The sequence below is a fragment of the Myxococcus sp. AB036A genome (assembly GCF_006547355.1).
Classification (GTDB): Bacteria; Myxococcota; Myxococcia; order Myxococcales; family Myxococcaceae; genus Myxococcus; species Myxococcus virescens.
This window is the reverse complement of sequence record NZ_VHLC01000017.1, coordinates 1-12432: the sequence shown is the minus strand read 5'-3', so window position 1 is coordinate 12432 and position 12432 is coordinate 1. Positions and strand designations below refer to the sequence as shown.

10 protein-coding genes are annotated in these 12432 nt (G+C 70.0%); 9 read left to right on the top strand and 1 reads right to left on the bottom strand.

The window, feature by feature from the left end; all coding sequences use genetic code 11:
• Nucleotides 1-13 precede the first annotated feature (13 nt).
• Nucleotides 14-445, top strand: coding sequence for a fibril protein (locus FL344_RS09540; RefSeq protein WP_228564903.1), 432 nt, complete (start codon nucleotides 14-16; stop codon nucleotides 443-445).
• A gap of 8 nt (nucleotides 446-453) precedes the next feature.
• Here FL344_RS09540 and FL344_RS09535 read toward each other — a convergent pair whose 3' ends face one another.
• On the bottom strand, nucleotides 454-2148 hold the full coding sequence (locus FL344_RS09535) for a DUF885 domain-containing protein (RefSeq protein ID WP_228557581.1): 1695 nt from the start codon (nucleotides 2146-2148) through the stop codon (nucleotides 454-456).
• Nucleotides 2149-2603: 455 nt separating this feature from the next.
• Here FL344_RS09535 and FL344_RS09530 point away from each other — a divergent pair, with 455 nt between their 5' ends.
• From FL344_RS09530 to FL344_RS09495, 8 genes are all read left to right on the top strand, one after another.
• Entirely contained in the window at nucleotides 2604-4007 is a 1404-nt protein-coding gene (locus tag FL344_RS09530; protein ID WP_228564902.1) for an ELWxxDGT repeat protein, read from the top strand.
• Between the two features lie 96 nt (nucleotides 4008-4103).
• Nucleotides 4104-4802 (top strand): hypothetical protein, encoded by a 699-nt coding sequence (locus tag FL344_RS09525; RefSeq protein ID WP_141618292.1) that lies wholly within the window; start codon nucleotides 4104-4106, stop codon nucleotides 4800-4802.
• A gap of 12 nt (nucleotides 4803-4814) precedes the next feature.
• Nucleotides 4815-5234 (top strand): hypothetical protein, encoded by a 420-nt coding sequence (locus FL344_RS09520; protein WP_141618291.1) that lies wholly within the window; start codon nucleotides 4815-4817, stop codon nucleotides 5232-5234.
• Between the two features lie 365 nt (nucleotides 5235-5599).
• Complete coding sequence (locus FL344_RS09515; RefSeq protein ID WP_141618290.1) at nucleotides 5600-8302, top strand: AsmA family protein; 2703 nt, start codon at nucleotides 5600-5602, stop codon at nucleotides 8300-8302.
• Nucleotides 8303-8453: 151 nt separating this feature from the next.
• A complete protein-coding gene (locus tag FL344_RS09510) occupies nucleotides 8454-9725 on the top strand; it encodes an FAD/NAD(P)-binding oxidoreductase (RefSeq protein WP_141618289.1) in 1272 nt (423 codons plus the stop codon).
• Nucleotides 9726-9754: 29 nt separating this feature from the next.
• Nucleotides 9755-11041, top strand: a complete 1287-nt coding sequence (locus FL344_RS09505) for a sigma-54-dependent Fis family transcriptional regulator (protein WP_141618288.1) — start codon at nucleotides 9755-9757, stop codon at nucleotides 11039-11041.
• 228 nt (nucleotides 11042-11269) lie between these two features.
• On the top strand, nucleotides 11270-11974 hold the full coding sequence (locus FL344_RS09500; RefSeq protein ID WP_141618287.1) for an MBL fold metallo-hydrolase: 705 nt from the start codon (nucleotides 11270-11272) through the stop codon (nucleotides 11972-11974).
• 17 nt (nucleotides 11975-11991) lie between these two features.
• On the top strand, nucleotides 11992-12432 hold a 441-nt coding region (locus tag FL344_RS09495), incomplete at its 3' end, for a rhodanese-like domain-containing protein (protein ID WP_141618286.1).

Genomic DNA, 12432 nt, shown 5'->3' with positions numbered 1-12432 from the left:
GGGGAGGGTCGGAATGTCGCTGCTTCGAGCCGCTTGTGCCGGGATGCTCTTCCTGGCTGCGTGTGCATCAACCAACAAGTCCGCGGTGCCTGAGCCCCGCGCCACGGCGCCGCGAGTCGAGGGGGTGGAGTACGGCTTCCACCCCCAGGACCCGGTCCGCGTCGGCTGGGGTGACCGGGGGATGATGGCCTTCCTGGAGCTGCTGCGAGGCCCCCAGGGCCAGCGCATCGCCTGGCGCCGCGTGGGCCCCTGCTGCGGCACCGGCGCGCCCACCGAGCTGGAGGTCTTCGAGGTGACGTACGACGGGCTCGCCGCTCCGGTGAGCCTCTACCTGGACCCGAACACCGCGGGCGCCGTGCACGCGCCCAACGGCTTCAACCTCCAGGGGCTCGCCTCCCGCTCGCAGGTGGGGCAGGAGGAGACACCCCGGGTCATCGAGCTGTAGTCCGCGGCTCACTCCAGCGACGGCGCCGTGTCGCCCGGCAGGAACACCTCCCGCGCGAGCGACACCGGCAGCCCGAGCTGGAGGAGCCGGTCGTGAAAGTCCTTCAGCACCAGCGTCTTCCCGCGCGACTCCAGGTGGCGGCGGTAGTCGTCGCGCAGCTTGAAGATCTGCATGCGCCCCACGGCGTAATACAGGTACGTGGGGTCGAGCGTGCCGCGCTCCACCTCGCGCAGTGCGGGGAAGGGCTCGAAATACGCAATCTCCGCGTACCGCTTCGCCACCGCCTCCACGGGCTCTCCGTACACGTGCAGCGCCAGCGCCGCGTACCAGCGCGCGTGCCGCTGGAGCGCGCGGCGGAGCTGTCCCAGCCGCACGGCCGGGTCACCATTGCCCAGGCCTTCATCCACCATCATCTGCTCGGAGTAGTGCGCCCAGCCCTCCACCAGTGACGCGGGGGTGAAGACCTTGCGCACGTCCGTGGGAATCCGCGCGCCGTAGAGCAGCTGCACGAAGTGGCCGGGCATGGCCTCGTGGACGGTGATGCCCAGCAGGCCCGCGCGGTTGAAGTACGTCAGGTGCTGGGCCTTCTGCTCGGGCGTCCAGCCGGGCTCCACGTTGGTGATGTTGTAGAAGGCCTCGGTGGCCTTCGTCTCGAAGGGGCCGGGGGTGTCCATGGACGCGAAGCCCAGCCGCGCGTAGGGCGGCGTCTCCCGCACCACGGGCAGCCGGTCCGACGGCAGCGTGAGGATGTTCCGCTCGCGCACGAAGCGCTGCAACTCCACCAACTGCGCCTTCGCCGACGCCACCAGCTCCTCCGCCTTCGGGTGGTCCTTCACCAGCTCCGCCATCACCTGCTCGGGCGTCTTGGTGGCGTCCAACCGGGCGGCCTCGCGCGCCACCCAGGCCTTGTAGTCGCGGATGGCGCGCTCGTTGATGTCGCGCAGCGCGTCCGCGTCCAGCGTGACGTGCTCCTCCAGCGCCAGCTTCTTCTCGAAGCGCTCGCGCCCCAGGCGGAAGTCGCCGTCCGCCTTGGGCAGCAGCTCGCGCTCCAGCCACACCGCGAAGGCTTCCATCTGCCGCGCGGCCTCCTCGCGCGCGGCGGAGAAGGCGGCGCGCTCGCTCAGCGGCACCTGGGCATACCCCTGCGCCGTCAGGGCCCGGGGCAGGTCCGTGCGCAGGTACGCCACGGTGCCGCGCGCGTCGCGCAGCGCGTACTCCGCCCACAGCTTCGGCACGCCGCTCAGGTTGAACTGCGCCGCGTCGAGCACGCCAGGGATGCGCGCCATCCGGGAGCGCATGGCGCGCATGCGCTCGGCCACGGGGGCGAACTCGCGTGACGACAGGCCGTCCAACCCGCTGGAGATGATGCCCACGTAGAAGCCCGGGTCGCGCTCCCAGGGGCGCACCTCCTCCAGCTCCAGCAGGTCGGCGCGCATCGCGTTCTCCAGCACGCGCACGTCCACGGCCGCGTCTCCCGACAGGCCGCCGCGCGCCACCACCTGCTCCAGGCGCGTCAGCCAGCCGCGCAGCGCCTCCGCCTTGCGCTTCAGCGCGCCCGAAGAGACGTCCGGCAGGTGGGCGTCATGCATGTGATAGCCGAGCCGCGTGGCCCGGGTGGGATGCGCCGCCGCATACCAATCCAGGTACTCGCGCGCGAGGACGACATAGTCGGCATCCGCGGCGGAGACGGAAGCGGTGGGCATGGCCGAGGAAGACTCCGGCCCGGCCCCCGAGCGCGAAGCGCAAGCGGAGACACAGGCCAACAGGACGAATGCGGAGCGAATGCGCATGGCGCGTCGAGTCTCGTAATGGGACGGCGGTTCGGAAAGCGGGAAGCGCGCTCTGGATGCTTCTTCGTCGAACAGCGCTCGGCCGGGTTGTCGGCTGAAGGTCCCCGGTCTCGTACGCCGAGGCGCCCGCGGAGGGCGACTGTCACGCAATGACAGCCCTGGACCGACTCGCGGACGGCTTGGGTTTCGTCACATCCCAGCCAGATTGCGCGACCGCGGCACCCCACCGCAGCCAGCCACCGCAACAAGGAGTGAGTATGCGTCTTCGCGCACAAAGCCTTCCTTTGCTGTTGTCCGCCGTTTCAGGCATCGCCACCCTCGGATGCGGCGTCGAAGAACCCTCCCCGGTTCGCCAGGAGCACGGGGAGGTGGCAGCCGCCGCCAGCCCTGAAGACACCGCGCGCCTGGGTGCGGCCTCCGGCTGGGACCTGTGCGACACGACGGCCCGGCTCGTGCGGGACATCATCCCGGGCGCGGGGCACTCCCATCCGCGGGACCTCACCCACGGCAACGAGGTCCTCCTCTTCTCCGCCACGGATGGCGTGTGGGGCCGTGAGCCCTGGATAAGCTCGGGTGTGGCTTCGGGGACGCATCCGCTCCGGGACGTGTACTCCGAAGGCCCGAGCTCGGACGCGGGCCCCTTCGTCCAGGGCGGGACGACGACGTACTTCGCGGCGAAGAACGGCGTGCATGGCCGCGAACTCTGGAAGACGGATGGCACCACCGCGGGCACGGTGCTGGTGAAGGACATCTCGCCGGGAGGGCTGGGCTCGGACCCGGAGCACCTGACCTTCTACGACGGCGTGCTGTACTTCACGGCGAACGATGGCGTGCATGGCCGCGAGCTGTGGCGCAGCGACGGCACGGAGGAGGGAACCTTCCTCTTGCGTGACTTCAGCACGGAGGGAGACCTGGTCTCCAGCCACTTCGAGCTGGTGGCGGGGACGAACGCCCTCTACGTCAAGGTGAACATCTTCTCACCGACCGACCGCCAGTCGAGCCGGGTGCAGTTGTACCGGACCGATGGCGCCAGCTTCGTGCGGCTGGTGGACGGGACGGAGGAGAACATGCTGGGCGACCTGACGCCGGTGGGGGACAAGCTGTTCTTCACCTGGAACTTCGATGCGCCGCAGACGCGGCTCTACGTCACCAACGGCACATCGAGCTGGGCGCGCTACGTGTACACGTTCATCGGCGCGCCGCTGGGGATGGTCGCTTACAAGAACAAGCTCTTCCTGAGCGCGGCGACTGGAGCCGGGGGGGTGGACTTCGAGCTGTGGCGCAGCGACGGCACGACGTCCGGCACGATGCGGGTGAAGGACATCTACCCGGGCCCGGTGCCGTCGCAGCCGACGAACCTCACGGTGGTGAAGGACCGGCTCTTCTTCGTCGCGGATGACGGGGTGCACGGCCGCGAGCTGTGGAGCAGCGACGGGACGAGCGCGGGGACGCAGCTGCACGCCGACATCGCCGTGGGCGCGTTGGGCTCGGAGCCCGCGGAGCTGACGGCTGTGGAGGAGTACCTCTTCTTCAGCGCCCACACGGAGGCCGGAGGCCGGGAGGCGTGGGTGAGCGACACCCGCGAGCCGGGGGTGTTCGAGGTGCAGGGCATCGCGCCGGGGGCCATGCACTCGGATCCGAACAACTTCGTGCGCTCGGGGTGGGACCTCTACTTCGTCGCCAGCGACAACACCGACTACGGCCGCGAGCTGCGCGCGCTGCGCATCCGGCCGGCGGGCATGTGTGACATGAGCGGCAACGGCGGGCTCTGAGCGGTAGGCGCCAGGCCCCTTCTCCAAATCCAGGCTCGCTCCGAGAAGGCCACGGCACTGGACATCGCCCCCGGCGGCCCACTACGTGCGCCGGGCATGACCATCCACTGTTCGCACCGGTCCGGCTGGCGGCGATGGAACCGGGAAACGGGCAGGATTGCCGGTGGGGCAGTGCTGGCGCTGGCACTGAGCTGCTCCGGCAACCTGCGGCACTCCCAGGAGACCGAGTCCTACGGGTTCATGAGCATCGACTCTGGCTATGTCTGGGCCAGGGGGCCGTGGCCCGAAGTCCAGGCTTCGAGCGACCCGGACGAGGTCATCGACCAGCTCTGTCCGGCCATCATGCGCCTGGACAGGGCCACCGCCAGGGACTTCGGACAGGAGTACTGCGGCGTCATCTACTCACGGGGGGATGGCATCTACCGCACCACGCATCCCTCACCGTTGGGAGAGCCTCAGCTACGCGGAGAGACGAAGCAGAAGTCCTGCTTCCCGGTCCGCCGCGTCGTCGACCCAGAGGCCCGGGTCACACCGATTCTCGCAGACTTCCACAGCCACCCCTGGTTCCCCTCGCCGCTGTCCCAACAGGACAAGATGGCGGCCAACCAGCTCTACTTCTTGAAGATCCAGTTTGATTCGGCCTGCCAGATCCAGAAGATCATCCCCTACCTGGACAGGCCCGATGCACCTGGCGAGGTCTACTCCCGGCGAGGGAAACGCTGGGTCCTCATTGGAATCATCAAGCCAAACAACAAGGCCGCAGGCATCGTGACCCCCGTTGGCGGACTGGACTGAGCAGGAGACTTCATGACCCGGTGGCTGCCGTTCCTCCTCCTGGCACTTCCCGCGTGCGCGCTCTTCCAGCGCCCACCACGCCCTGTCCACGCGCCACCGGAAGAAGCTGCTCGTTTCGCATTTCCTCCCACGGGCATTCCCGAAGAAGGGCTGCGCAGCATTCCAGGTGACATGGCACGAGCCATCCAGCTCGCCATGGAGGACTTCTATCCCTGGGACAAGAAGGCGCCGACCCCGTCTCACCCTGGCAGGGAGTGCCTGTACCGGCGCGAGTCGTACGACGTCTATGCGGCCCCCTACCAGGAGGGCGTCGTCCTGGTCAGCATCGTCCTGTCGCCCCAGGCCTGCGGCGCTCAGGCAGTCCCCAATGACATGGGCGCGCTCTATGCCGTCGACACGCGAGGTTGGCGCATCCTCGCCGTGCAACACTAAGCGCCTGCCCGCCCTCGGCGCAGCCGGCCCCAGGGGCCAACCGGGATGGCGTTGGCCCCCTTCCCTTCCTGGCGCCGAATGCCCACATCGGAGAACTGTCGAGTGGCAGGGGGCACCAGGAGCCGGCTGGTGCCCCCTTTTTTCGTGCTCCCAGAGCGGCCGTCCGTCCTTCGATTTGTACGCCTCCGTGCATTTCTCCCCGCCTCCAGCGTCGTCTTGGGCAGAACTGTCATGCTGCTGTCCCGCTGCGGGCTGGCGCGTCTGACGCGTGCGGACGAGCCTGGGCTGGGCTAAGCGTCTGCCTGCCCGTCGGGTACCGCACAGGCCGGCGCCTGCGGCCCGCTCGCTGGAGGAGGTTTCAAGCGATGTCCGACACCGTGGTGAAGAAGAATCGCCGTTGGCCCTATGTCCTTGGAGGAGTCTTCGCGATCCTCGTCATCATCGTGGCCGTGGCGCTCTGGCGACTGGACGCCATCCTGCTGAAGACGGCTCGCGACCAGGCGGCCACCTATTCCCAGCTCCTGGGACGTCCCATCGAAATCGGGGACATCTCCACCAAGCTCTTCCCCACCCTTGGCGCCCAGGTGGAGAACGTCACCGTCGGCCCCGCCGAAGGCGAAGACCTGCCGCTGGCCCAGCTGGCCCTGATTGACGTCCGCGTCGCCGCGGGCCCGCTCCTGTCCTCCAGCGGCAAGGACATCCAGGTGAAGAACGCCGAGGTCTCCGGCCTCACCGTCAACCTGGTCCGCTTCGCCGACGGCACCACCAACGTGCAGCGCCTGCTCCAGCGGCTGGAAGAACAGCAGCCCAAGGAAGAGGAGGCTCCCGCTGAAGCGTCCCAGCCCATGGACCTCTCCGGCGTCCACGTGGAGCGCGCGGCCCTCACCGACGGCGCCATCCGCTTCGTGGACCGCGGCGCCGGAGAACAAGCCCGCGAGCTGGGCGTGAAGGACCTGGACATCGAGGTGAAGGACCTCCGCGTGGGCAAACCGCTGGTGGTGAACCTGGCCGCCGCCGTGCTCGCGGACACCCAGAACCTCCAGGTGTCCCTCCACGCCGCGCCGCTGCCGGCCACGCTGGTCCCCACGCCCGAGCGCGTGACGCTGAAGGCTCAGAAAATCGACCTCGCCCCGCTGGGCCCCTTCCTGCCGCCGGACATCGGCCTGCGGGCGGGCACGCTGGACGCGGACTGGCAGGCGGACCTGGGCGGCGCCGTCCCCGGCGGCCAGGGTCCCACGAAGCTGGTGGGCATCATCAAGGCCCTGGGCCTGAGCTTCACCGGCTCCGAGGGCGGCAAGGCGCTGGACGTCGTCATGGACACCGACGTCGCGGGCGACATCACCACGGGTGACCTGGCGCTCAACAAGCTGAAGGTGGACCTGGGCCCCGCGAGCATCACCGGCAAGGGCAGCGTGAAGGGCCTGCTGACCGACAAGCCCGCGGTGGAGGGCTTCGAGCTGACGGGCCGCAACCTGGACCCGGCCGCGCTCGCCGAGTACTACCCGCCGCTGCGCAAGCAGCTCGACGGGATGATTGCCGGTCCCATCGGCCTGGACGTGCGCGGCAGCGGCACGCAGGACGCCCAGGCCATCGACGTCAACGTGGACCTGACGCCCGTGCGGCTGCGCGTGCCGGCCCAGCTCACCAAGGACGCGGGCGGCGCGATGAAGCTCTCCGCGCGGGTCTCCGGCGCGGCGGCCACCGGCGGCGCCCTGCGCTTCGACGCGAAGGCGGACCTGGGCGGCATCGACCTGCGGCCCGGCCTGCTGGTGGACAAGGCCCCGGGACAGCGGATGGATCTGAGCGCCGCGGGCACCTACGCGCCCGGCAAGGGCTCCGGCATGAAGGTGGACATCCCCAAGCTCACCGCGAACGTGCTCGAGGACACGATGACGGGCAGCGCGTCCTTCGCGCTCGCGGGCGCGGGGAAGAAGCAGACGACGACGTTCTCCGCGGACCTCAAGAGCCAGAAGCTGGACGCGGACGCGCTGATGATGAGCGAGGAGGAAGTCCAGGCGCGCGGCGGTCCGCCGCCGGAGGAGCCGCCGTCGGATGACCCGACGCGCTTCAACGGCTACCGGGGCGACATCCGCTTCGCGGTGGGCACGCTGCGCTACATGGAGATGACCATGACCCAGGTGACGGGCGTGGTGAAGATGACCGACGACCTCATCACGGTGGAGAAGTTCTCCACGGGCGTCTACGGCGGACGCATCGTCGCGGACGGCACCACGATGCGCCTGGGCCCGCTGCCGGAGCAGCGCCCCTTCGAGGCGAAGGTGAAGGTGGAGGGCGTCGCGGTGGAGCAGGCGCTGACGCAATTCACGCCGCAGAAGGCCGTGACGGGCAAGTTCAACGGCAACGTGGACGTGAAGGGCGTGGGCTACACGCCCGACAAGCTCAAGCAGACGTTGCTCGGCGGCATCAACGGCGACCTGCTGGATGGCGAGCTGCTGGGCAAGGACCTGGTGGCCGCGGTGTCCGAGCCGCTCGCCAAGGCGCTGCCCATCGCGACCAAGGGCCTGAAGAACGAGCAGGTGACGAAGCTGGGCGGTGACCTGCCCTTCAGCGTTCAAATCAAGGACGGCGTGGCCCAGCTCTCCAAGCCGCTGACGTGGGCGCGGCCGGAGGCGGAGTTGAGCTTCGACGGCGGCATCCGGCTGGATGGCTCGCTGGACCTGACGGGCTCCGTGTCGCTGACGCCGTCCACGGTGAAGACGCTGACGCTGGGCAAGGTGACGCCGCCGGCCGCCATCCCCGTGGGCCTCAAGCTGACGGGCCCCGCGTGGAAGCCGGAGGTCACCAGCCTGGACGTGAAGCCAGCGGTGACGCAAATCGCGAAGCTGGCGGCCTCGTCGCTGGCGGGCAACCTGATTGGCGGCGAGCGCGGCCAGCAGGTCCAGGGCATCATCGAAGGCGGCGAGGACAAGCTTCGCGCCGAAGCCGAGGCCAAGCGCAAGGAGCTGGAGGCCAAGGCCGCCGAGGAGAAGGCGCGCCTGGAGGCCGAGGCCAAGAAGCGCGCCGAGGACGAAGCGAAGAAGCGCCTGCGCGGCCTCTTCGGGAAGTAGGGCCCGCGGCCCGCGCTCCCTGAAACACGCTGAAACGGTCGGGAAACAACATGTTCACCTCGTCACCCGGGGCCTGCCCTCGGGGACGAGTGTGGCATGCGCCCTGCTAGGGCTTCCTGCCCGTTTCACGCGTCACAAGGGAGCGCGCGACATGCAGACGAGCGAGGACTTCGACCGCGGGGATTCGGTGACGCCGTCCAGCCCCGTGGTGGTGCCGGTACGCGAACACCATCGCGTCCTCATCATCGGAGGTGGCACCGCCGGAATCTCGGTGGCCGCCCGGCTGGCGCGCGCCGGGCAGAAGGGCGTCGCCGTCCTCGAGCCTTCCCAGCACCACTACTACCAACCCCTGTGGACGCTGGTGGGCGCCGGGGAGGCGCGCGTCGAGGACACCGTGCGCAACGAGTCCCGCCTCATCCCGCACGGCGTGAAGTGGGTGCGCGACGCCGCCACGGAGATAGACCCGGAGGCGAGGGAGGTCCTCACCCGCGGGGGCCTGCGCCTGGGCTACGACTTCCTCGTCGTCGCCCCTGGCATCCAGCTCGACTGGGACAAGGTCGCGGGCCTGCGCGAGGCGCTGAAGACGCCGCACGTCAGCAGCAACTACGACGTCCAGCTCGCGCCCAAGACGTGGCGCCTGCTCCAGAACTTCCAGGGCGGCACCGCGCTCTTCACCCAGCCCTCCACGCCCGTGAAGTGCGCCGGGGCCCCGCAGAAAATCATGTACCTGGCCGCGGACCACTTCCGCCGCACCGGCGTGATGGAGCGCACCAGCGTCGTCTTCGGCTCCGGAGCCAAGACCATCTTCGGCGTGAAGCCCTTCGCCTCCGTGCTGGAGGGCGTGGTGCACCGCTACGGCATCACGCCCCGCTTCCAGCATGACCTCATCGCCGTGGACGGCGAGCGGCGCGAGGCCACCTTCCAGGCCACGCGCGACGGGCAGACGGAGCGCCTCACCCTGGCCTACGACATGCTGCACGTCACCCCGCCGCAGAGCGCGCCGGACTTCATCAAGCGCAGCCCGCTGTCCTGGCGGGAAGGTCCGAATGCCGGCTGGGTGAAGGCGGACAAGTACACGCTCCAGCACCCGGACCATCCGAACGTCTTCGCGCTCGGCGATGCGTCGGACCTGCCCACCAGCCGAACGGGCGCCGCCATCCGCAAGCAGGCGCCGGTGCTGGTGGAGAACCTCCTGGCCTGCATGAAGGGCCAGCCCCTGCCCGCGCGGTATGACGGCTACGCGTCCTGCCCCCTCACCACCGGTTACGGGCGCCTGCTGCTCGCCGAGTTCGACTACGACGGCAAGCCCGCGCCCACCATCCCCTTCATCGACACCATGCAGGAGCGGCGCGACATGTGGCTGCTGAAGAAGTACGGCCTGCCACGCCTCTACTGGGCATTCATGATGCGGGGCCTTGCATAAGACGCCGGGAGCCGGGCTATGCACCGACGATGCCCACCTCCCACCTCGCGCTCCCCGCCCTGGATGCCCTCGCGGGCCCCGTGCTGCTCGTGGACGACGCGCGGAAGGTGACCGCGCTCACGCCCGCGCTCGAAGCCCTGCTGGGCGGCACGCTGCGCGCAGGGACGCCGCTGGCGCAGGTCCTGGGGCGCACTGATGGCACGGAGCCGCTGGACGCCCTCCTGAAGAACGGGCGTGAGGCCTCCGCCCGCCTGCGCGTGGGTGGGCGCTCGAAGCCCGTGAGGGTGCGCGCCGTCCCCCTGGCGCGAGGGCCTCGGGCATCCGGGTGGGCCCTGCTCGTCTCGCCTGACGCGGCGGAAGAGACGAACGGTCGCGCGGAGCTGTTCCACGGCCTGTGGACCCAGGCGCCCGAGCTGCGGCGCGTCTTCCGCATCGTCGAGAAGGTGGCCCGCACCGAGTCCAGCGTGCTCGTTCGCGGGGAGTCGGGCACCGGCAAGGAGCACATCGCGCACGCGCTGCATGCGCTGTCGGCACGGGCGCGCGGGCCGTTTCGCGCCATCAACTGCGCGGCGCTGCCGCCCAACCTGCTGGAGAGCGAGCTGTTCGGCCATGTGCGCGGCGCCTTCACGGGCGCGGTGCGCGACAGCCCAGGACATTTCCGGCTCGCGGACAAGGGCTCGCTGTTCCTGGACGAGGTGGCGGAGATGCCCCTGGACCTCCAGGCGAAGATGCTGCGCGTGCTGGAGACGCGCACCGTCATCCCCGTGGGAGGCCGCCAACCCGTGCCCGTGGACGTGCGCATCATCGCCGCCACGCACCGGCCGCTGCGGCGCGAAGTGGAGGCGGGACGCTTCCGCGCGGACTTGATGTACCGCCTGCGCGTGGTGCCACTCTTCCTGCCCACGCTGCGGGAGCGACGAGGCGACATCCTCCCACTGGCCCTGCGGTTCCTGGAGGAGCTGCACCAGCGAGGCGCCCGCCGCGTGGAGCGCTTCTCGCCTGGTGCCCGCCGCTTGCTGGAGGAGCACCCCTGGCCCGGCAACGTGCGCGAGCTGCGGAACGTGATGGAATACGCCTATGTCATTGGCGAAGGCCCGGTGGTCCGAGAGGCGGACCTGCCACCGGAGTTCTCCGAGCAGCGGCAGGCCGCTCCCGTGACGAAGCCTCCTCCGGATGCCTCGCTGGAGCCGGAGCGGCTCCGCGCCGCGCTCGCCCAGGCAGGCGGAAACCGCTCCGAGGCCGCGCGCCTGCTCGGCGTCAGCCGCGTGACGCTGTGGCGGCGCCTGCGCGACCTGGGTGCGACGGCGGAGCGCTGAGCGACGGGCGGGCGTCGGCCACGAAACACCACGAGCATGGCCCTCAAACGACGTTTCACGCCTGTTTCAGGTGCGTTTCACGACGGCGCGCTTGAAGCATGCCGTCTTGCCCGCAGGGTCCGTTTCCGCGGTGACGGCGCCCCCATCCCCTCGACACGAGCCCCTCCCGGCCTGTTGGCACGTCACTGGCAATGACGGCCTCGCACCCCACTCCGACGGAGGCGAACGATGCTCTTCCGCCAGCTCTTCGACGCGGACACTTCGACGTATACGTACCTCCTGGCCGACGAGGCCACGGGCGCCGCCGCGCTCATCGACCCGGTGCTGGAACAGACGGAGCGCGACCTGAAGCTCCTCCGGGAGCTGGGCCTCACGTTGTCCGTGGTGCTGGAGACGCACGTCCACGCCGACCATGTCACCGGCGCGGGTGTGCTCCGCGAGCGGACAGGCGCCACCGTGGTGGCCTCCAGCCGCGGCGCGCCCTGCGTGGACCGGGCGGTGAACCATGGAGACATCGTGCGCGTGGGCGGCCTCGAAGTCCGTGTCCTCGAGACGCCCGGCCACACCGACGACAGCCTGAGCTTCCTCTGTGAGCGCCGCCTCTTCACCGGAGACGCGCTGCTCATCCGCGGCACCGGAAGGACGGACTTCCAGAACGGCGACCCGGGCCAGCTCTACGACGCCATCACCCGCCTCCTCTTCACCCTGCCCGACGACACGGCGGTCTACCCCGGCCACGACTACGCCGGGCACGCCATGTCCACGGTGGGCGAGGAGAAGCAGCACAACCCCCGGCTGGCCGGACGCACGCGCGCGGACTTCATCGTCTTGATGAACGCGCTCCAGCTCCCACCTCCCCGGAAGCTGGACGTGGCCGTCCCCGCCAACCGGGCCTGCGGACACACGCCGCCCTCACCTTCCCTCCAAGCCTGAAGTCACGCGGAGCCCCCATGCATCCTCTCTGCGACACCGCCACGCCCCATCCCGCGGGCTACCGCGACGTGGAGGTGGGACAGCTCGCGGCGTGCCTGCCCGCCGAGCTCACGCTGGTCGACGTGCGTGAGGCCGCCGAGCTCGACGGCATCCTGGGCCACGTCGCGGGCATCCGGCACGTCCCCCTGGCCACGGTGCCGGACGTCGTCGACGCCTGGCCGCGTGACACGGACGTGGTGCTGATCTGCCGCTCCGGGGCGCGCTCGGCGAAGGCGGCCTCCAGCCTGGTCACCCTGGGCTTCACCCGCGTGATGAACCTGCGTGGCGGGATGCTCGCGTGGAACACCGCGCGGCTGCCCGTGGTGCGTCCCGTCCCCCACGCGCTGCCCACCTTGGGCACCGTCCGCGACGGACTGCTCGACGGCCTCCACCGCGCCGTGGCCCCCCCGCCCCATGAA